Annotated in this window: 17 protein-coding genes; 8 read left to right on the top strand and 9 right to left on the bottom strand. The window is 64.8% G+C overall.

All coding sequences use genetic code 11. The annotated features are described in order from the left end of the window. The first annotated feature begins 53 nt into the window (after positions 1–53). Genes ACMLHG_RS10155 through ACMLHG_RS10135 form a run of 5 tightly spaced genes read left to right on the top strand, consistent with a single transcriptional unit; the run spans position 54 to position 5301 of the window. Positions 54–812 (top strand): 3-ketoacyl-ACP reductase, encoded by a 759-nt coding sequence (locus ACMLHG_RS10155; RefSeq protein ID WP_295809955.1) that lies wholly within the window; start codon positions 54–56, stop codon positions 810–812. Continuing rightward, positions 809–2674 carry an FAD-binding protein gene (locus ACMLHG_RS10150; protein ID WP_417170409.1) on the top strand — a complete coding sequence of 622 codons (1866 nt, stop codon included), beginning with the start codon at positions 809–811 and terminating at the stop codon, positions 2672–2674. The genes ACMLHG_RS10155 and ACMLHG_RS10150 overlap by 4 nt, the downstream gene beginning before the upstream one ends. After that, positions 2661–3185: a helix-turn-helix domain-containing protein gene (locus tag ACMLHG_RS10145; RefSeq protein WP_295809960.1), complete on the top strand. Its 525-nt coding sequence runs from the start codon at positions 2661–2663 to the stop codon at positions 3183–3185. The genes ACMLHG_RS10150 and ACMLHG_RS10145 overlap by 14 nt, the downstream gene beginning before the upstream one ends. A 2-nt stretch (positions 3186–3187) precedes the next feature. Beyond that, positions 3188–4645 carry a hypothetical protein gene (locus ACMLHG_RS10140; RefSeq protein WP_294436251.1) on the top strand — a complete coding sequence of 486 codons (1458 nt, stop codon included), beginning with the start codon at positions 3188–3190 and terminating at the stop codon, positions 4643–4645. Next, a complete protein-coding gene (locus ACMLHG_RS10135; protein WP_294436250.1) occupies positions 4642–5301 on the top strand; it encodes a ThuA domain-containing protein in 660 nt (219 codons plus the stop codon). The genes ACMLHG_RS10140 and ACMLHG_RS10135 overlap by 4 nt, the downstream gene beginning before the upstream one ends. Before the next feature lie 79 nt (positions 5302–5380). Here the strand turns inward: ACMLHG_RS10135 and ACMLHG_RS10130 are convergent, their stop codons facing one another. Both ACMLHG_RS10130 and hisF read right to left on the bottom strand, forming a co-directional pair. Beyond that, positions 5381–6715: a malic enzyme-like NAD(P)-binding protein gene (locus ACMLHG_RS10130; protein ID WP_417170408.1), complete on the bottom strand. Its 1335-nt coding sequence runs from the start codon at positions 6713–6715 to the stop codon at positions 5381–5383. A 58-nt stretch (positions 6716–6773) separates the two neighbouring features. Further along, positions 6774–7544 (bottom strand): imidazole glycerol phosphate synthase subunit HisF, encoded by a 771-nt coding sequence (gene hisF / locus ACMLHG_RS10125; protein ID WP_294436248.1) that lies wholly within the window; start codon positions 7542–7544, stop codon positions 6774–6776. A gap of 169 nt (positions 7545–7713) precedes the next feature. Here hisF and ACMLHG_RS10120 point away from each other — a divergent pair, with 169 nt between their 5' ends. The 3 genes from ACMLHG_RS10120 to ACMLHG_RS10110 are packed head-to-tail and all read left to right on the top strand — an operon-like array spanning position 7714 to position 10289. Further along, the gene (locus tag ACMLHG_RS10120; protein WP_417170407.1) at positions 7714–8223 is read left to right on the top strand and encodes a nitroreductase family protein; all 510 of its coding nucleotides are present in this window, start codon (positions 7714–7716) and stop codon (positions 8221–8223) included. A 13-nt stretch (positions 8224–8236) separates the two neighbouring features. Continuing rightward, positions 8237–9349, top strand: a complete 1113-nt coding sequence (locus ACMLHG_RS10115) for a hypothetical protein (RefSeq protein WP_417170406.1) — start codon at positions 8237–8239, stop codon at positions 9347–9349. Between the two features lie 34 nt (positions 9350–9383). Then, positions 9384–10289: a D-hexose-6-phosphate mutarotase gene (locus ACMLHG_RS10110; protein WP_417170405.1), complete on the top strand. Its 906-nt coding sequence runs from the start codon at positions 9384–9386 to the stop codon at positions 10287–10289. Positions 10290–10421: 132 nt separating this feature from the next. Here the strand turns inward: ACMLHG_RS10110 and ACMLHG_RS10105 are convergent, their stop codons facing one another. The 7 genes from ACMLHG_RS10105 to ACMLHG_RS10075 form a co-directional block, all read right to left on the bottom strand. Continuing rightward, the gene (locus ACMLHG_RS10105) at positions 10422–11438 is read right to left on the bottom strand and encodes an ABC transporter permease (RefSeq protein WP_294436244.1); all 1017 of its coding nucleotides are present in this window, start codon (positions 11436–11438) and stop codon (positions 10422–10424) included. A gap of 1 nt (position 11439) precedes the next feature. Further along, the gene (locus ACMLHG_RS10100) at positions 11440–12696 is read right to left on the bottom strand and encodes an MFS transporter (RefSeq protein ID WP_295809974.1); all 1257 of its coding nucleotides are present in this window, start codon (positions 12694–12696) and stop codon (positions 11440–11442) included. Positions 12697–12718: 22 nt separating this feature from the next. After that, a complete protein-coding gene (locus ACMLHG_RS10095) occupies positions 12719–14179 on the bottom strand; it encodes an ADP-ribosylglycohydrolase family protein (RefSeq protein ID WP_417170404.1) in 1461 nt (486 codons plus the stop codon). A gap of 100 nt (positions 14180–14279) precedes the next feature. Next, entirely contained in the window at positions 14280–15152 is an 873-nt protein-coding gene (locus ACMLHG_RS10090) for a DUF1848 domain-containing protein (RefSeq protein WP_417170403.1), read from the bottom strand. Then, positions 15149–17332 (bottom strand): alpha-galactosidase, encoded by a 2184-nt coding sequence (locus ACMLHG_RS10085; RefSeq protein WP_417170402.1) that lies wholly within the window; start codon positions 17330–17332, stop codon positions 15149–15151. Before ACMLHG_RS10085 ends, ACMLHG_RS10090 begins: the two co-directional genes overlap by 4 nt. Positions 17333–17415: 83 nt before the next feature. Beyond that, on the bottom strand, positions 17416–18714 hold the full coding sequence (gene thiC, locus ACMLHG_RS10080) for a phosphomethylpyrimidine synthase ThiC (RefSeq protein ID WP_417170401.1): 1299 nt from the start codon (positions 18712–18714) through the stop codon (positions 17416–17418). 30 nt (positions 18715–18744) lie between these two features. After that, positions 18745–20046, bottom strand: a complete 1302-nt coding sequence (locus tag ACMLHG_RS10075; protein ID WP_417170400.1) for a 3-deoxy-D-manno-octulosonic acid transferase — start codon at positions 20044–20046, stop codon at positions 18745–18747.

Genomic DNA, 20046 nt, shown 5'->3' with positions numbered 1-20046 from the left:
TGCTATATATTAACGGAAAATATAGCTTCCAGAAAAAATCACGAGGTGAAAGAATGGGCAAGACGGCATTGGTAACGGGGGGCGGCCGCGGAATCGGCGCCGGAATCGTCGACAAACTGGCGGCGGAAGGCTGGAACGTGGCGTTCTGCGGCCGTCACGAGGCGGAGGCGTTCGCGGAACGGACGGCGGAGCTGGAGAAGAGGTATGGCGTCGGCGCCCTTTACGTGCGCGCGGACATTTCGTCGCGGCAGGACCGCGAGGCGCTGCTGGCGGCGGTGCTGGAGCGGTTCGGTTCGCTGGAGGCGCTGGTGAACAACGCCGGCGTGGCGCCGACGGTCCGCTGCGATCTGCTGGAGATGACCGAGGAGAGCTTCGACCGGGTGATGGGGATCAACCTCAAGGGACCCTTTTTCCTGACCCAGGCGGTGGGCCGTTACTTTGCGGAGAAGAAAATTGCCGGCGTGATTGTCAACGTGGGGAGCATCTCCGCGACGGTGGCGTCGATCAGCCGCGGCGAATACTGCCTGTCGAAGGCGGGCGTGGCGATGGCGACGAAGCTGTATGCCGTCAAAATGGCGGAATTCGGCGTGCCGGTCTATGAGATCCGGCCGGGAGTGATCTCCAGCGACATGACCAGCGTGGTCAAGGAGAAGTATGACAAATTGATCGCCGAAGGGCTGACGCTGCAGCCGCGCTGGGGCGAACCCGCCGACATCGGCAAGGCGGTGGCGATGCTGCTGCGCGGCGACCTCGCCTATTCGACCGGGCAGGTGATCAAGGTGGATGGCGGCATGGAGATCGGGCGGCTGTGAAACGGCGGGTCCACACACTGGTGATCGGGTCCGGCGCGGCCGGACTGGCGGCGGCGCTCCGGCTCCGGGAGCTGGGCGTCGAGGATCTTCTGCTGCTTTCGGAGGGGCTGCACCGCGGTACTTCGATCAACACCGGCAGCGACAAGCAGACCTACTACAAGCTCGGCATCTACGGGAGCGAACCGGATTCCCCGGTGCAGCTGGCCCATTCGATCTTTGACGGCGGCTCGGTGCACGGCGATGTGGCGCTGGTGGAAGCGGCGCTTTCGGTGCGCTGTTTCATGCATCTGGTCAATCTCGGAGTGCCCTTTCCGCACGACGAGTTCGGGCAGTACATCGGGTACAAGACCGACCATGATCCGAAGCGGCGGGCGACCAGCTGCGGCCCGTATACGTCGCGGGAGATGTGCCTCGCGCTGATCCGGGCGGTGAAGGCGGCGGGCGTGGAGATCGCCGAACGGCGTACCGTCGCCGAACTGGTCACCGTCGACGGACGGGCGGCGGGAGCGATCGCCTTCAACGGCGAGACGAAGGAGTTTGAAACCATTCTGGCGGAGAACGTGGTGTTCGCCGTGGGCGGTCCGGGCGGCCTCTACCGCACGAGCGTCTATCCGGCCGGACACTTCGGCGCGATCGGCCTCGCGCTCAAGGCGGGCGCACTGGCGCAGGGACTGCCGGAGTCGCAGTTCGGACTGGCGTCGATCAAATTCCGCTGGAACGTCTCGGGCACCTACATGCAGGTGCTGCCGCGCTTCATTTCGACGGCGGCGGATGGAGTGAGCGACGAGCGGGAGTTCCTGCTCGACCACTATCCGGACGCCGGCGCGATGAATTCGATGATTTTCCTCAAGGGGTACCAGTGGCCGTTCGACGTGCGCAAAGTGCCGGACGGGTCGTCGGAGATCGATCTTCTGGTGCACGAGGAGACGGTGAAGAAGAACCGGCGGGTCTTTCTCGACTTCCGTTCGAATACGGCGGCGGGGCTGGATTTCGACGCCTTGTCGGAGGAGGCGCGCAATTATCTGGAGAAATCCGGCGCGCTGTTCGGCACGCCGGTCGAACGGCTCCGCAAGATGAATCCGGGCGCGATCAGCCTCTATGCCGATCACGGCATCGACCTCACCGCCGAACCGCTCGAAATCGCCGTCTGCGCCCAGCACAACAACGGCGGCCTGGCCGGAAACATCTGGTATGAATCGGTCAACCTGCCGCACCTCTTCCCGATCGGGGAGGTCAACGGTTCGCACGGCGTCACCCGTCCGGGCGGAACCGCGCTGAACGCGGGGCAGGTGGGGGCGTTCCGCGCCGCCGAATTCATCGCGGCGAAGTACCGCGATTTCACGCTCGACTTCGCCGCGGCGGAGAAGCGGGCGGCCGAGCTGCTTGCGTCGCTCGAGTCGCGGCTGAACGGTACCCGCGACTGGCGGGCCGACCGGCGCGAACTGCAGGAGCGCATGACCGTCTACGGCGGCCATCTGCGGCCGGTGGAGAAGCTCGACGAGGCGGCGGACGCCGCCCGGAAACTGCTCGACGCGATGTACCGCGACGGATATCCGAGGGAGGATGCCGAGCACGCGGTGACCAACTTCCAGCTCGCGTTTTCGCACTGGCTCTATCTGGAGTCGATCGCCTTCCAGGCCGCTTCCGGGGCGGGGTCCCGCGGTTCGGCGGCGCTGGTCAATCCGGATGGCTCGCTGATGCCGGAGAATCCGGCGTACCGGAAGTTCGTGCTGGAGTCCGGAGTCACCGGCGACGCGGTCCGTCTGCGCTGGGTCGACTGCCGGCCGGTGCCGGAGCCGGACGGCTGGTTCGAAAACGTCTGGGCCGACTGCCGCGACGGGAGAATCTATGGAACTCTTTGACTTCTCGATCCTCCGCGACCTGCGCAAGAAGGCGAATCTCAACATCGCCGACGTTTCGGCCGAGAGCGGCGTCGCCGCATCGGTGATTTCGAAACTGGAGCGCAACCGGACCCGGGCCGAGCTGGATACGCTCTACCGGCTCGCGCGGGTGTTCGGCATCACCGCGGCGGAGCTGCTGAACCTCGCCGAGGCGCGGATCAGCCACCCGCTGAAGGCGACCGAACACCGGTCGGAGGATTTTCTCTTCGAGGAGATCAACTACAAAAACATCCGCTGTCTGCACGGCAAGGCGCCGGAAGGGGCGGCGGTGTCGCGGCCGAAGATTCACCGTGACGACTATGAACTCTGCTGGGTGCTCTCCGGGCGGCTGCGGATCACGCTGCCGTCGGAGCGCTACGAGCTGGCCGCCGGGCAGTCGCTCCAGTTCGACGCACTGCTCGAGCACACCTACCTGGCATTGTCCGATTGTGAAATTCTCATTCTGCACATTCGAAAGGAGAAAAGGTTCTGAAAATGGCAGACTATCCCCGCATTCCCACCTTCAAGACCGCCGCGCAGTTCCGGGCCCACCTGGCGGAAATCGGCGCGGACATCGAAATCGACGATTCGATTCTTGCCGCTCCCGAAAGTCCGCTGGCACAGCCGGTGGAGTATCACGGGCACAAGATCGGCAACCGCTGGTGCATCCTGCCGATGGAGGGGTGGGACTGCCTGCCGGACGGGAGTCCGAGCGAACTTACCCGGCGCCGCTGGCTCCACTTCGCCGCCAGCGGGGCGAAACTGCTTTTCGGCTGTGAAGCGTGCGCGGTGATGGAGTCCGGGCGCAGCAACACCCGGCAGCTGATGATCACGCCGCAGACGATGCCGGCGCTCCGCCGCCTCCGGGAGGAGATGGTGGCGCTGCACGCGGAGAAGTTCGGCACCGCCGACGACCTTTACATCGGGCTGCAGCTCACCCACTCCGGCCGGTTCAGCCATCCGCACGACGACGCGAAACTCGAGCCGGTGACCGCCTACGCGCACCCGCTGCTCGACGAGAAGTTCCACTGCTCGGCGGCGGATGTGGTCTCCGACGAGGAGATTCAGAACATCATCCGCCACTTCATCGACGCGGCGAAGCTGGCGAAGGAGGCGGGATTTGATTTCGTCGACATCAAGATGGCGCACGGCTATCTGGGGCATGAGTTCCTGAGCGCCTGGACCCGCCCCGGCGCCTACGGCGGCAGTTTTGAGAACCGCACCCGCTTCTTCCGGGAGATCGTCGAGGGAATCCGCCGCGAAGTGCCCGGCCTGGAGCTTGGCATGCGTTTCTCGATCTTCGACTGCCTCCCCTTCGAGAAGGGGAAGGACGGCGTCGGCGTGCCGATGGAGCGCGGCGATATCGGCGTCGGCCATTACTCCTTTGCGTTCGGCGGCGACGGCACCGGGCTGGGCTGGGATCTTTCGGAGCCGGTCCGCTTTCTGGAGCTGGCCCATTCGCTCGGCGTGGATCTGGTCTGCACGACGATCTGCAGTCCCTACTACAACCCGCACTTCCAGCGGCCGGCCTACTATCCGGTTTCCGACGGCTACCTGCCGCCGGAGGAGCCGATTCTCGGCGCGGCCCGCCACATTCGCGCGGTGGCGGAGGTGCGCCGCCGTCTGGAAGGGCGCGGCATGCTCTTCATCGGCGCGGGCTACACCTGTCTGCAGGAGTATCTGGTTCCGGCCGGACAGGCGGCGGTACGCGCCGGGCGGACCGATTTCGTCGGCATCGGCCGGATGGTGCTCGCCTATCCGGAGCTGTGCGCCGACACGCTGGCCGGGCGTCCGCTGGCGACGCGGCGGATCTGCCGCACCTTCGGGGACTGCACGACCGCGCCGCGCAACGGAATGGTTTCGGGCTGTTATCCGCTCGATGAATTTTACAAATGCCGCCCCGAGTGCGCCCGGGTGCGGGAGGTGAAACGCAAACTTGCAGGTGTGAAATGATTCTTTTTGTCGCAGACGACCACTACAAAACCAGTCCCGGACGCAACACGTACGAGATGATTGCGGCGGAGTATCCGCAGATGAAGTTCTTCGAGAACGACTGGAGCTGTTTCACCGCCTTCGATCTCGCGAAGGAGTGCGATCTCTTGATTCTCAACATGATCGCCGACACCTGCGGGCTGCCGGTTCCGGAAGAGGCCGCGGCGCAGGCGGTGAAGCGCTACTGCGAAGCCGGGAAGAACCTGCTGCTGCTCCACGGCGGCAGCTCCGCCTTCTGGCCGTGGGACTGGTACCGCGACCTGGTCGGGTTCCGCTGGGTGCGCGGCAACGATCCGGATGGGTTCCCCGCGTCGTTCCATCCGCACGAACCCTACAAGGTGGTGCGCGCCAAATGCCGCAACCCGCTCGTGGAGAAGCTGATCGAAATGGATCTGCCGCAGGATGAAATCTACACCGGGCTGGAACAGACCCGGCCGATGTGGACGCTGATGACCACGACGATCTCCAGCGGCACCTTCCCGCAGTGCACCGAATCGTCCACGCCGTGGGGCGGGCGGGTCATCAACTTCCTGCCCGGACACCTTCCGGCGGTCACCCGGCACCCCGATTTCGTCGCCAACGTCAAGCTGTTGATCGACGATCTGCTGGCGCGGTAACGCCGGGAAACGGAGAATCGCAAGACAGAAAAACGGGCTCCGGCGTTTTGCCGGAACCCGTTTTTTCTGTTGTGGCGCGTCACTTGCGGATGCGGGCGGCCACCGAGGCTTCGTAAGCGGCGAGGTCGTCGATTTTGAGCTGGGCGACACCGGTCTGCATTGCCGCTTCGGCCACGCGCATCGCCACGCGGGGCACGACCCGCGGGTCGAACGGCTTCGGGATCACGCAGTCGATTTTCAGCTTGCCGTCGTTCCCGTCGAACATTCCGGCGGCCGCGTCGGCCGGATAAGCCGCCGCCAACTGCGCCTTCACCTCCGGCGTGACCGGCTCGGCGGCGAGTTCGGCGAGCGCCTTCGCCGCCGCGAGCTTCATCGCCTCATTGATGTCGCGGGCGCGGACGTCGAGCGCGCCGCGGAAGATCCCCGGGAAGCCGAGCACGTTGTTGATCTGGTTGGGGAAGTCGCTCCGGCCGGTGCCGACCACCGCGGCGCCCGCCGCAAGGGCGACGTCCGGGAAGATCTCCGGAACCGGGTTGGCCATCGCGAAGATGAGCGGATCCTTCGCCATCGAACGGACCATATCGGGCGTGACGCAGTTCGGAGCGGAGAAGCCGAGGAAGATGTCCGCCCCTTTCATCGCTTCTTCGAGGGTGCGGGCGGAGGTTTCCGCCGCGAACTCCGCCTTCTCCGGGTTGAGATCGGTCCGGCCGCGGTGGATCACCCCCTTGGAGTCGCACATGATGAAGTTCTCCCGCTTCGCTCCGGCCGTGAGGTAGAAGCGGCTGCAGGAAATGCCGGCGGCGCCGGCGCCGTTCACGACGAAGCGGCACTCTTCGATCTTCTTGCCGACGATCTTCAGCGCGTTGAGAATCGCCGCGAGCGAAATGATCGCGGTGCCGTGCTGGTCGTCGTGGAAGACCGGGATGTTCATCTTCTTTTTCAGCGTCTGTTCCACTTCGAAGCAGGCGGGCGCGCCGATGTCTTCGAGGTTGATGCCGCCGAAGGTGGGTTCGAGCCGTTCGACGGTTTCGATCACCTTCGCCGCGTCGGTCCGGCCCTTTTCGTTGAACACCTTCCCGAGGCAGAGCGGGACGGCGTCGATGTCGGCGAAGTGCTTGAAGAGCACCGCCTTGCCCTCCATTACCGGGAGTCCGGCTTCCGGGCCGATGTTGCCGAGTCCGAGCACGGCGGTGCCGTCGCTGACCACGGCGACGAGGTTGCCGCGCGAAGTGTACTCCCAGACGTTCTCCTTATTCTCCTTGATCGCCAGGCAGGGCTGGGCGACGCCGGGGGTGTAGGCCAGCGCCAGCTCTTCGCCGGTTTCGCACGGCTTGGTCGGCACGACGGCGACCTTGCCGGGCTGCTTGTCATGATGGTAGGCCAGTGCGAGTTTCTTGAGTTCGTCCTGTGTCATAGCGTTCTCCTGTTCTTCTTCGCATGGGCGCTGCCGCGCCGCTCTTGAATTTGCTGTTTCAGCGGTCCGCCGGACGGACCGGAATGTTTTTCGATTGCAGGAACTCCTTCGCCTGCGGAACGGTGTAGGTGCCGAAGTGGAAAATGCTGGCGGCGAGCACCGCGTCGGCTTTGCCGCGGTCGAGCACTTCGGCGAGATGTTCGAGCGTCCCCGCGCCGCCGGAGGCGATGACCGGGACGTTTACCGCGGTGGAGACCGCCCGGGTGAGTTCGCAGTCGTATCCGGCGCAGGTGCCGTCGGTATCCATGCTGGTGAGCAGGATTTCCCCCGCGCCGAGTTCGACGCCGCGCACCGCCCATTCGACCGCGTCGATTCCGGTGTTGCGCCGGCCGCCGTGGGTGAAGACCTCCCAGCGGTTTTCGCCGGGGACGCGGCGGGCGTCGATCGCGAGAACCACACACTGACTGCCGAACCGTTCGGCGCCTTCGCGGATCAGATCCGGGCGCTGGATGGCGGCGGTGTTGACCGAGGTTTTGTCGGCTCCGGCGAGCAGCATCCGGCGGATGTCCTCCGCCGTGCGGATTCCACCGCCGACGGTGAGCGGGATGAACACCTGTTCCGCGGTGCGCCGGACCACGTCCACCATGGTTTCGCGGGCGTCACTGCTTGCGGTGATGTCGAGAAAGACCAGTTCATCGGCGCCCTGAGCGTCGTATTTCCGGGCGATTTCGACCGGATCGCCGGCATCGACCAGATCGACGAAATTGACCCCTTTGACGACGCGGCCGCCGGTTACGTCCAGACAGGGGATGATTCTTTTTGCCAGCACGGAACACCTCTTGATGAATCGGCTTGTTGCACCATTGATCCGGTAATATATCACCGGTTCGGCTTTTTTGCACGGCAAAAAGCGGGAAAAGGGGACGGAAAACTTGCTTTTTCCGGAAATCCGGCTAGTTTAACCCCAGACAAAATCATGACAGGAGGATCTGTTTATCATGGAATTCTATGAAGTGCTGAAAACCCGCCGGAGCATCCGCTCCTACAAATCCGATCCGGTGCCGGAAGAGGCGCTCCGCCGCATCGCCGAAGCCGCTCAGTGCGCCCCCTCCGCCTGCAACCGCCAGCCGTGGAAGCTGGTCGCGGTGCGCAGCGCCGCGCTCCGCAAGAAAATTTGCGAAGTCTACCGCAATCCGTTCCTCGCGCAGGCGCCGGTGATTCTGCTGGCGCTCGGCAACGCCTCGATGGCGTGGCAGCGCCCCGGCGACGACCATTCGATCGTCGAAATCGATCTCGGCATCATGTTCGAACACGCCGTCCTCGCCGCCGCGGCGGAGGGGCTGGCCACCTGCTGGATCTGCGCCTTCGAACGGGCGAAGATGGATGCCGCCGCCGGAATTCAGGCGCCGTGGACCGTGCTGGCGGTCTCTCCGCTGGGCTATGCCGCCGCGGAACCGACCCCCTACCAGCGGAAACCGTCGGCGGAAACCTTTGAAATCATCGACTGACGGAGCGATGCCCATGCCGTTTCAGGAAGCTGTCATCGCCGGGACGGACTTCACCGCCCGGGTCGCCCCGTCGGGGAAATATGCGTTCACGCTGGAGCTGGAGGGCCGCCCGCGGCTGCGGACCGGCCGGGTCGGATGCGCCACATTCAGCGAACTTTCCGCTCTGCCGAAGAGCTTCCGCCGCCACGCGTCGAGCGACGGGCTTTCCGCCTCGGTGGAATCCCGTTCGGTCATCCCTTTCGGCTGTGAATACGAGGTGCGCCGGGAGATCGAACTGTGGGACGGGTGCGGCACGCTGACCGTCGATGTCGCCGCGGTCAACCACGGCGCGGTCGGCGACCTCTCGCTCGGCGAAGTGAGCTTCCCCGGGCCGTGGACGCAGCTGGAGTTCCTCCTCTGGGGCGAAACGGAGTTCCGCTCCGTGGCGTTGACCGGGGAGGAGCAGGAGTTCCACCATTCGCCGGAAATCCCGGTGATGATCCGCCTCTCCGACGGGGCGGGGTGCGTGGTCGAATTCGCCGTCGGCAGCGACCTCTGGCGCCACCGGGCGGGATTCCGCACCCCCGGCGCGGCGGGGGAGTTTACGCTTGCCGGCAATGCGGAGGAGGTGCGGTTCACCCGTCAGATTCTCCGCTACGAGCCGGAGACGGAGCCGGAGAAGCGCCCGTGGCGGTTCTCCAACCTCATCGCCTGGCGTTCCGGGCGCGATGCCGACGCGGAACCGGCCGGGGAACGGGTCGATCTCGCCGCCGCGAAGCTGCCGGATTCCGGCTGTCGGGTTCCGGTGAAAGGGGGAGGCGTTGCCGGTCTGCCCTGCCTCGCCTCGCCGGCGGGGCGGAAGTTCATCCGCAACCTGGTGCGCCGCGCCTCCGGCAACCTGGTGCTCACCGGTGCGGCGCCGGAGCTCTGTCTCGATGCCGCCCACCTCGGCCGGGCGGGGAAAGGGGAGCTGGAGCACTTCGATCTGGAGGATTACTTCGCCTTCTACCTCTGGGGCAACCACCAGCTCGCCGGGCGGGGGGATTCCTTCACCATGCTCCCGGCGCCGGAATGCCGGTTCGCCGGTTCGGCGGCGGTGAGAAATCTCGGCCGGGCGCCGCGGACCCTCCTGCCGGCAGAAGAGTGACGTTTTGATGTGTACAGAAAGGAATTTTGATACGATGATCGACAGGGAAACTCTGGAGCGGAAGTTCGGTTCCGACTCCGTCAAATTCACCCGCGGCCCCGGCGGCTTCGTCTGCATCGAGGTCGCCAACGCCGCCGCGACGGCGAAGATCTCCACCTACGCCGCGCATCTCTTCGACTACACCCCCGCCGGGGAGCGGCCGGTGCTCTGGATGAGCGGCTCCTCCTGGTTCGAGGCGGGCAAACCGATGCGGGGCGGCGTGCCGATCTGCTGGCCGTGGTTCGGCCCCGGCGCGCGCGAGGAGCTGCCCGCGCACGGTTTCGCCCGGCTGTCGCAGTGGGAGGTCCGCGCGGTCGAATCGTTCGAGAACGGCACCGTCACCCGGGTCGTGCTCGGACTGACTCCCGAACAGGTGGCGAAGCCGGAACTGGTCGCTTTCGCCTTCGATCTGGAGTGTGAATTCTGGATCGGCCGTTCGCTCACCGTCGCGCTGACGATGAAGAACTGTTCCGACGCGCCGGTGGTGGTGACCGATGCGCTCCACACCTATTTCGCGGTGAAGGAGGCCGAAGCGGTCCGGGTTCGCGGGCTTGATCAGGTCGGCTACGAGGACCGGGTGGTCGGTGCGCCGGTCGTGCTCGGCCATGTGCAGCAGGGGGATATCCGCATCGACCGGGAGGTGGACCGCATCTACCACTCCACCGGCGCGGTCGAGATCTACGACCCCGGTTTCAACCGCACGATCCGGGTGGAGAAGAGCGGTTCCGCCGCGACGGTGGTCTGGAATCCGTGGATCCGCAAGTCCCACGCGATGCCGGACTTCGGCGACGAGGAGTACCATTCGATGCTCTGCATCGAAGCGGCCAACGCGAGCGTCGACGCCCGTACCGTCTTCCCCGGCGAAAAGCGCCGGATCAGCCAGACGGTCACCGTGCTCTGAGCGGTTGTTTTCTGTTGCGCCGTCCGTGGAGAATGTGCCGCGGGCGGCGCGTTTTTTTATGGGAGCAACTCTGTGAATCGGAGGGCTTGCATTGTTTTCTGGTTGCTCTCCGCCGCCCGGGGCGCAACACTGTTACCGGGAGAGCTTGATCCGGGGATCGGCGGCGAGGTAGAGCATGTCGCTGAGGAAGATTCCCGAGAGCGTCAGCATTCCGGCGAAGGCGAAGAGCGCCATCTGGAGCGGATAGTCCCGGCTGGAGAGCGCCAGAAGCGAGAGCGAACCCATGCCGGAGATGTTGAAGATGTATTCGACGATGACGCTTCCCGCCACCAGCGAGGGGAGCAGTCCGCCGAAGAGGGTGATCAGCGTAATGAGTCCGTTGCGGAAGGCGTGGCGCCAGATCACCAGCGGCTCCGGCAGTCCTTTCGCCCGGGCGGTGCGGATGAAATCCGAATGGATCACGTCGAGCATGCCGCTGCGGGCGTAGCGCGACAACCCGGCGAAGCCGCCGTAGGCGAGGCAGAAGACCGGCAGCGTGTAGTGGCGGATGATTTCGAACTGCAACTGCCAGGTGCTGAGTTCGTCGAGATTGGCCGGCGTCACCCCCTTGAGCGGGAAAAGCTCCCACTGCCCCCCCTCGCAGAGGAGCGCCTGCAGCAGCAGGCCGACCCACATCACCGGCAGAGAATAGAGCACGAAGAGGAGAAAGGCCGAAATCTGGTCGAACCAGCTCCCGGCGTAGACGGCGGCGTAGACCCCCAGCGGAATGGCCAGAAGATAGGTGATCACCACCGCCCAGAAGTTCAGCGTCACCGTCACCGGAAGCCGTTCCAGAATGAGTTCGGTGACCGGCCGCCCGGGATCGACCGAGGCGGAGACGCCGAAGTCGCCGTGCAGAACCACGTCGCGCAGCCACAAGCCGAAGCCGACCAGAATCGGTTTGTCGAGGTTGAGCGCTTCCCGCATCGAGCGGTTCTGGCGCAGGCCGCCCTCTTCGGCGTTGACCGCGGTTCCGGCGGAATCGCTCCCGAAGAGGCTGCTTTTCGTCGGGTCGCCCGGCGCGAGCCGGAGCAGAACGTAGCTCACCAGCAGAATGGTCAGCAATGTGAAGGCCGCCAGAATCAGTCGTTTGATGAGGTACGCAACCATCTCAGGCCTCCTCCTTCCCGCTTCCGGGGATTTTGACGCGGCCGAGCAGAATGCCGCCGGCGATGAAGGGGATTGCCAGCAGTGTGATGCCGTATTCCGACCGCCCGGTGACGCCCGCCGCCAGCGCGATCAGAACCGGACCGAGCACGGTGGTGAACTTCCCGAAGATGTTGTAGAAGCCGAAGAATTCCGACGCCCGTTCGCGGGGAATCAGACGGCTGAAGAGCGAACGGCTCAGCGACTGGATTCCCCCCTGCGAGGTGCCGATCAGGAAGGCGACCGCGAGAAACACCCAGAGCTTGTGCGTTGGACTGGTGAGCGACGGAATCACGCCGCAGAGCAGCGACACCAGCACATAGACCCCGATCGCCCAGTAGACCAGCGTGCGCGCCGGAACCACGCGCGACAGTCTGCCGTAGAGCATGGTGAAGGGAAACGCCAGAAACTGCAATGCGAGGATCGTGCAGAGCAGCCAGGTCGACGAGATGCCGATGTCCACGCTGAGCGGCGTCGCCATCATGAAGATCGTGCCGACGCCGTCGATGTAGAGAAAATAGGCGATCAGAAAGAGCACCACATTGCGGTAGCGCCCGATCTCCCGCGCGGTGGCGGCCAGCCGCCGGAATCCATCCAGCGGCGAAATGGTTTCTCCGCTCCGCCGCTCCCGCACGTTGCGGAAGAGCGGCACGGCCAGAAAGCACCACCAGGCGGCGGCGATCAGAAAGGAGGCCTTCATGCCCCCCATCGAATCGCTCCCGGCCAGGAACATGATGCCGAGGCAGAGGAAGAAGGGAACGAGTCCGCCGATGTACCCCCACGCGTAGGCGACGGTCGAGAGCCGGTGGAGACTGCCGCGCGGCGCGACATCGACCAGCAGAGAGTCGTAGAAGGAGTTGCTCCCCATGTAGGAGACCAGACTTACGAAGTAGAGCGTCAGCACCAGCGTCGCATCCCCCGTCCCGGCGAAGCAGAGGCCGATGACGGCGAGGATTCCGGCCGCCATGAAGCCGCCGAGACAGCGCTTGCGGCCGCCGTTGGCGTCGGCGACGGCGCCGAGCCACGGCGCGAGGATTCCGGCAACGATTCCGGCCGCGGAACTGACCAGACCCCAGCTGCTGGTCGCCGTCGCCGGTTCCATGCCGACGGCGGCGTAGTTCTTGTAGAACATCGGCGCGAACACCGTGCGCACGATGAGGGCGAATGCGGCATTCGCCATATCGTACAGGATCCAGCTGAGCTGCGCCCGCGAAAATTTCACGCCGGAACTCCCCCTTTCCGCCTCAGTAGATCAGCGCGTCCGGAATCCACTGGAAGTCGGCGGCGTCGCCGATGCCGACCGTCCAGCGGATCATCTCTTCGTCCCCCGCCGGCGCGACGCCCGCGGTCAGCGTGTGCTCGCCCGCCGCGAGATCGAGGTCGGCGAACTGGTTGATCGGGCAGTGGTGGAACGACGGCTGACACCAGCCGCCGTCACGCCCGAAGGCGAACGCGCCATCCACCCAGACCCGCGACAGCGACGCGGTGCAGAACATCACCCGCACCCGCTGCGGCTTCGCCAGATGGAAGCGGAACCGCATGAGGTAGAGCGCGTTGAGCGGAACTTCACTCGCTTCGATACAGCCGTTCGAACCGGGGAAGGTGCGCCGGATGGTCTTTTCCGGCATTACCGGCGGATTCTTGCGGTCGTCGTAGCGGATCCAGCGGTCGAAGAGGCCGCACTCCGCGGTGAGGGCGAAACGGCTCCAATCCGGTTCCGGCGCGTCCGGCGCGGTGCGGAGGCGCACCCGCTCCCGGAGCGAGAGCAGTTGTTCGACGAAGTCGTCGAGGGTCGCCGGCGGCGTGATGCCGACGATGGTCGGCGAGAGCACCAGTTTGCGCCCGATCGGCCGCAGCCACTCCTCCGGAATTCCTTCCGGATTGATCAGACCGAGGATGGATCCCACGGTCGCGCCGGTGCAGTCGGCGTCCTTGCCGCAGTTGACCGCATAGCAGACCGTCTTGCCGAAGTCGCCTTTGCCCATCAGAAGCGCCATCACCGAGAAGCCGAAGTTCATCACCGTGTTGGTGAAATCCTCACTGCCGTAGTGGGTCTTGATGAGTTCGAACACCTCGCTCCAGGTGCGTTTCTGCGAGCACCAGCGGCGGGTGTCGCGCACCGCCCGGGCGATGCCGCACTCCGCCGGAATCGCCGCCAGCGCGGTGTTGAGCAGTTTTTCCATATCGCTCTCGACGAAGGCGGCGCTTTCGAGCACGGCGAGGAAGACCGCCGCGTTGACCCCTTCGCCGACGTGATCGACCATCGCGTCCTCGCGCATGAACTTCGCCGCCAGCTCCGGATTGCCGGGGGCGAGGCAGGCCCAGATCTCGCTGCGGATCGCCGCGCCGAGCCCGTCCTTGAACCAGTTGTCATACCGGCCAGACCAGGTGGCCGGAATTCCCAGTTTCAGATTGCGGATGGCGATGCCGTATTCGCTCCACGGAAAGTGCACATGCTCCACCCACGCCCGGCCGAAGAGGTCGCGGTCGACCACCGGCTCCGCCTGACGGGCGAGGCAGTCCGCCCAGAGCACCTGCAGATCGAGGTCGTCGTTCGGAATCATGTCGGTCGGGACCGGGTCGTAATAGGTGAGGCCGAGCGGCCCCTCCCACCCCTCGTAGGGCTGGCCGAGCGTGCCGCCGGCGGACTTCCCGAGAAAGCATCCGAGCATCTTTTTGCGAAGCGTATCCTGGCTGAGTTTCATGATATCGATTCCATTTTGGGTGTTGATGAAAATCATTCCATATAATACCGCCGCCGGAGCGGAAAATCAACCTTGCCAACCGAAAAATCCGCCCCTTCTTTCACGCGTAGCAGTAGAGACATCCGTGGCGGCAGCTGTGGTAGAAGCCGATGTCCTTGCTCAGCACACAGCCGCAGAAACGGCGCTGGCCCCCGTCCCGCTTCAGCGCCGCGAACTCCGGATCGCCGGGGAAGAGCGCGCACAGCCGCTCCGGATCGATGCAGGAACTGCGGCGCACCCCTTCGGCGGAGAAATCCTCCGGCTCCGCGCAGGCCGCCGCTTCGATGCCCCACTCCCGGCAGAGTGCGGCGATTTTTCCCGCCGTCTCGTGCATCTCCGCCACGGAGAAGGGCAGGGGGGCGACGCCGTTCCGCGCCAGGTTGCGGCGCACCTTCGCGTAGGGCTCGATGTCGGCGAAACTGAACACCAGGCGCCGGGTGTACGGGGCGACCGCGTCGCCGACCCGCCGGAGTTTCGCAAGCAGACGCTCCGGCGTGAGCGTTTCGGTGCGCAGGAGAGGGTCGAAGCGCCAGATGAGATTCTCCGCCCCCACCCGGTCCGAGAGCCGCCGGAAGGTCGCAATCCGTTCCGTGAGCGGCGGCACGCCCGGTTCGAGGTTCTCCTGTCCGTAGTCGTTCAGCGTGAAGTGAAAGTAATACCGCAACCCGAAGGAATCCACCTCGTCGAGCCGTTTCAGCAGCGGCGCCGGATTCTTGCTCCAGAACACCGCCGCCCGGGCCCGCGCAAACGAGACAATCTGAATTTTCCCGTTGAAGGGATTGCGCCATTCGCAGAATCCGGCGGCGAGCCGGTCGAGAAACCAGTCGACGTGAAAGGCCGGCAGATCGGTCGCCCGGCTCGCCGACAGGACCAGCGGGGCGATCGCCCGCACCGGCCCGGCGGCGGTTGCCAGCGTGACCGCCGGATGCTTCACTTCACCGCTTTCAGATAGAACTGCCAGCCGCAGCCGTCGCTCTCAACCCGCGGCAGCGGAAGGCCCGCCTTCATCAGCGTGTCGCCGAGGAAACAGCGGCCGTCGCCCGCGAGTTCGTACAGCGTCTCCGGCTCCAGTCCGCGCAGCCGGACGTGGTTGAGCGGCCCGTTCGGCACGTTGCGCGGCTGGACACAGCTCACCAGCGCTTCGCTCCGGTCCGCCGAGACATGCTCCCAGGCCGTGATCGGATTCGTCGCCCCGGCCATCGACAGCCGGTAGAGCGTTCCCTGCGCAATGATATGGTTGTACCGGTGGTAGTCGGCGATCTGGCGGCGGACGATGTCGCACTCCGCTTCGTCGAGCTTGTTGAGGTCGAGTTCATACCCGAAGGTACCGGCCATCGCCACGATGCCGCGGGTTTCGAACGGCGTCGTCCGCCCGGTCTGGTGGTTGGGGCAGGCCGAGACATGCGCCCCCATCGCCGAGGAGGGATAGAGCAGACTCGTGCCGTACTGGATCTCCAGCCGCTCGATCGCGTCGGTGTCGTCGCTGGTCCAGATCTGCGGCACATAGTAGAGCATCCCGGCGTCGAACCGGCCGCCGCCGCCCGAACAGCCTTCGATCAGCAGCTTCGGATAGCGCTCCAGCAACAGTTCATGCAGGCGGTACATCCCGAGCACATAGCGGTGGAACAGCTCCTTTTTGCGGTCGGCCGGGAGCGTCGCCGAACCGACTTCGGTCAGGTGGCGGTTGGCGTCCCATTTGATGTATTCGATCGGGGCGCTGTCGAGGATGGCGCAGATCGCCCGGAAGAGGTGATCGACCACCTCCGGCTGCGACATATCCAGCACCAGCTGCTGGCGCCCTTCTGAGCACGGACGGCCCGGAATCGACAGCACCCACTCCGGATGCGCCCGGAAGAGTTCGCTGTCGCGCGACACCATCTCCGGCTCGAACCACAATCCGAACTTGAGCCCCAGGTCGTTGACCCGCTTGACCAGCGGCGCAAGTCCGCCTTTGAGCTTCGATTCGAAGACGAACCAGTCGCCGAGACTGCTCCGGTCGTCGTCGCGGTGGCCGAACCAGCCGTCGTCGAGCACCAGCATCTCAATGCCGAGCCGCGCGGCGTCCTCCGCAATCCGGATCAGTTTCTCCGCATCGAAGTTGAAGTAGGTCGCCTCCCAGTTGTTCACCAGAACCGGCCGCTTGCGGTCGCGCCAGTAACTGCGGATCAGATGGCGGCGGAAGAGGTCGTGGAAGGCGCGGCTCATTCCGCCCAGCCCCTCCGCGGAATAGACCAGCACCGCCTCTGGCGTGTGGAACTCCTCGTTCGGGCCGAGCTTCCACTCGAAGGTGTCCGGATTGATGCCGATCTGCGTCCGGACCTGGTCGAACTGGTCGAGCTCGATCTCCGCCGAGAAGTTGCCGCTGTAGAGCAATGCCACGCCGTAGGCTTCGCCCGCGGTTTCGGTCGCGTCCGGCGTCACCAGCGCGAAGAAGGGGTTGTGCTGGTGGCTGGAGAGGCCGCGGCCGCTCTCAATGCGTTGAATCGAGTGATTGAGTTTCCGCCGTTCGACGTGACGCTCCCGCGCCCACGCTCCCGGCAGATGGAGCAGGTCGAAGTCGCCATAGGCGAAGTCCAGCGTGCAGCTGGCCGCCTTTTCGATATACACCGTCTCGCCGGAACGGTTGCTCACTTTCACCGAGCGGGCAATCACCGGCAGATGTTCGAACACCGTGTAGAAGAGCGTGAACTCCACATCGCCGTCGGCAAGCAGAAGTTCGAGCGTCTCGACCTCCTCCTCTTTGCCGAAGGTGGCCGGAAGGCCGGCGATGGCGGGTTTCCCCCGGTAGATCCGGTGCGAGCGGTATTTCATGTCGGTGGCGTTGTAGCCGTCCGAGCGGCGTACCTTCGCCGAGGGGACCCGGTAGTCGCCGATGCCGCTGGTGGAGTACTCCTGCGGGATGACGTCGCGCGAGTCCTCTGCGGTCCCGTCGGCCGGATTGGGCGAAAACGCCCGCGGCGTCCGCCGGTAGAGGTAGCGCAAATCGGTGGTGTTCAACCGGCCGCCGTAGTAGAGATGCGCCACGTACCCGTTGGGTTCAATCAGAAACGCGTAGCTCGAATCGCCCGCGTCAAGCCGGAAAATCCGGTTGTTCTCGTCAAAAACAATAGACATTTCGTTTCCTTACTTTTTTAAATTGTCTTCGCCGTCTCTCCGGAATTCCACTTTTTCCGCAACCGGGGAGGGGAAAACGACTTCTACAGCTCCCGGCTGATCCGCATCGAGCAGAAGTTCGGTCCGCACATCGTGCAGAACCGTTCATCGCCGTGGTCGTGGTCGGCGGGCAGATCGCGTTCGGCGAGCGCCTCTTCCCGCAGTTCGCGCGCCTTCTCCGGGTCGAGCGCCAGTTCGAACTGCTTCTCCCAGTCGAACGCCGCCCGGGCGTCGCTGATCGCGTCGTCGCGTTCGCGCGCCCCCGGTTTGCCGAGCGCGATGTCGGCGGCATGCGCGGCGATTTTGTAGGCGATCACGCCGTCGCGCACATCCCGCGCGTTGGGCAGCCCGAGGTGCTCCTTCGGCGTGACGTAGCAGAGCATCGCCGCACCGGCATACGCCCCCATCGTCGCACCGATGGCGCTGGTGATGTGATCGTACCCCGGCGCGCAGTCGGTGACCACCGGCCCGAGGATGTAGAAGGGCGCGTCGTCGCACACCTTCTGCTCGCGCTTCATGTTCATCTCGATCTCGTTGAACGGGATGTGTCCGGGACCCTCCACCATCGCCTGCACGTCGGCCTTGCGGCAGCGGCGGACCAGTTCGCCCAGCACATCCAGTTCGGCGAACTGCGCTTCGTCGCTCGCGTCGGCAAGACAGCCGGGACGCATCCCGTCGCCGAGCGAAAGGGTGACGTCGTATTTGCGGCAGATTTCGAGGATTTCGTCGAACGCGGTGTAGAACGGATTCTCCTTGCCGGTCTGATTCATCCAGGCCGTGAGGATCGAGCCGCCGCGGCTGACAATCCGCAGTTTGCGCTTTTTCGCCGCCGGAATCTGCGCGCGCAGCAGTCCGGCGTGGATGGTCATGTAATCCACCCCCTGTTCGGCCTGTTCGCGCATCACGTCGAGCACGAAGGATTCTGAGAGGTTCTCCACCTTGCCGCAACGGGCCAGCACTTCGTACATCGGCACCGTGCCGACCGGCGCCGGACTGTGCTCGATGATCGAAGCGCGAATCCGGTTGATGTCGCCGCCGGTACTGAGATCCATCACCGTGTCCGCGCCGTATTTGAGAGCGCGCTGCAGTTTTTCCAGCTCCTGTCGGGGGCAACTCGCCACGGCGGAGTTGCCGATGTTCGCGTTGATCTTGGTCTTGAGCTGCCGGCCGATGCCGATCGCTTTCAGATTCTTGTGCAGAATGTTCGCCGGGATGACGATGGTGCCCGCGGCGACGCCGGAACGGATGAATTCCGGTTCAAGCCGTTCGATTTCGGCGACCCGCTTCATTTCCGGGGTGATGATTCCGGCTTTCGCCTGTGCCGGCTGGGTGATGCAGTTCACAATGAAAACTCCTGAATATGTGAAAGATGGTTATGATTGCCTGTCTGCCGGTTGCGGCAGGAGTTTCTCCAGCGCCTCCACCGTCCGCCGGGTCGCTCCGGCATGGCGGCGGATGGCGGCTCCGGCCCGTTCGCCCAGCTCGCGGCGAAGCTTCTCGTCAGGCAGCAGTTTGCGCAGCTGCTCGACCAGCTCGGAGTCGCGGGTGACGGTGACGAGAGCGTGTTCCTGCAGCAGCACCTTCTGGATGAAGCGGAAATTGCGCAATACGTGCCCGGTGACGATCGGCTTGTCCAGCAGGGCCGGTTCGATCAGGTTGTGCCCCTCGTCGTGGCCGGCGAGGCTCTTGCCCATGATTACCACGTCGGCGCCTTTCATCAGCTTGAGCATTTCTCCGGTGGTGTCCGCCAGCAGGACCTGCACCGGCGGATTCGCTTCGGTCTGACGGCTCCGCCGGGCATAGGAGAGCCCGAGCCGCGTCAGCATCGCGGCGATATCGGTTCCCCGCTCGGCGTGGCGCGGCACCAGCACCAGCCGCAGATCGGGCATCTCCGGAACCAGTTCGCGGAAGGTTTCCGCCACCAGCTCCTCCTCGCCCGGATGGGTGCTCGCCGCGAGCAGAATCCGATGTTTCCCCGGCCCGAAATAGCGGCCGTACTCCGGATCCGGCAGATTTTCCGGCGTCTTCTGATCGAATTTCAAATTCCCGCTGACGGTGACGACCGCCCCGGGGGAAACCGATTTGTACCGCTCGGCATCCGCCTCGGTCTGCACCGAAATCAGCTGGAAGAGCCGGAGCAATGGATCGAAGAAGAAGCGCGCCCGGCGATAGCCGCTGGCCGAGTGGTCGGACATCCGCCCGTTGACCAGCGCCACCGGGATCCCCGCCCGGCGGCTCTCCGCGATCATGTTCGGCCAGATCTCGGTTTCGAAGATCACCAGCATCGCCGGCTGCAAAACCCGGAGCGTCCGCCGGACCATCCACAGAAAATCGATCGGGCAGAAAATCGCCGCCGAATTTGGCGGCAGCTGCTTGCGCACCAGCTCCTGGCCGGTGGTCGTCGTGGTTGAAATGACAAATTTCCGCTCCGGATGCAGCGCGTGCCATTCGCGGATCATCGACAGTGCGATCACCGCCTCTCCGACGCTCACCGCGTGAACCCAGATCGCTCCGTGAAACGCTTTGAGCTCCTCCATCCGTTTCGGCGTGAAGTGGCCGAACCGCTCGCCGAAGGTGTCCTTCCAGCCGCCGCGGTTGCGGTACTTGAGCAGCAGCCCCGGCACGAAAAAGAGAAAGCCGATCGGCAGGAACAAATTGTAGAAGAATCTGAACAT

Source organism: Victivallis sp., from assembly GCF_048170485.1.
Lineage (GTDB): Bacteria > Verrucomicrobiota > Lentisphaeria > Victivallales > Victivallaceae > Victivallis.
Note: the sequence above shows the minus strand (reverse complement) of the source record. Positions and strands in the feature narration are given on the sequence as shown.

Excerpts from the sequence above, each read along its gene's own strand:
- ACMLHG_RS10155 (WP_295809955.1), top strand. The coding sequence starts at position 54 with ATGGGCAAGACGGCATTGGTAACGGGGGGCGGCCGCGGAATCGGCGCC.
- ACMLHG_RS10145 (WP_295809960.1), top strand. The coding sequence starts at position 2,661 with ATGGAACTCTTTGACTTCTCGATCCTCCGCGACCTGCGCAAGAAGGCG.
- ACMLHG_RS10140 (WP_294436251.1), top strand. The coding sequence starts at position 3,188 with ATGGCAGACTATCCCCGCATTCCCACCTTCAAGACCGCCGCGCAGTTC.
- ACMLHG_RS10135 (WP_294436250.1), top strand. The coding sequence starts at position 4,642 with ATGATTCTTTTTGTCGCAGACGACCACTACAAAACCAGTCCCGGACGC.
- ACMLHG_RS10130 (WP_417170408.1), bottom strand. The coding sequence starts at position 6,715 with ATGACACAGGACGAACTCAAGAAACTCGCACTGGCCTACCATCATGAC.
- ACMLHG_RS10120 (WP_417170407.1), top strand. The coding sequence starts at position 7,714 with ATGGAATTCTATGAAGTGCTGAAAACCCGCCGGAGCATCCGCTCCTAC.
- ACMLHG_RS10115 (WP_417170406.1), top strand. The coding sequence starts at position 8,237 with ATGCCGTTTCAGGAAGCTGTCATCGCCGGGACGGACTTCACCGCCCGG.
- ACMLHG_RS10110 (WP_417170405.1), top strand. The coding sequence starts at position 9,384 with ATGATCGACAGGGAAACTCTGGAGCGGAAGTTCGGTTCCGACTCCGTC.
- ACMLHG_RS10105 (WP_294436244.1), bottom strand. The coding sequence starts at position 11,438 with ATGGTTGCGTACCTCATCAAACGACTGATTCTGGCGGCCTTCACATTG.
- ACMLHG_RS10095 (WP_417170404.1), bottom strand. The coding sequence starts at position 14,179 with ATGAAACTCAGCCAGGATACGCTTCGCAAAAAGATGCTCGGATGCTTT.
- ACMLHG_RS10085 (WP_417170402.1), bottom strand. The coding sequence starts at position 17,332 with ATGTCTATTGTTTTTGACGAGAACAACCGGATTTTCCGGCTTGACGCG.
- ACMLHG_RS10075 (WP_417170400.1), bottom strand. The coding sequence starts at position 20,046 with ATGTTCAGATTCTTCTACAATTTGTTCCTGCCGATCGGCTTTCTCTTT.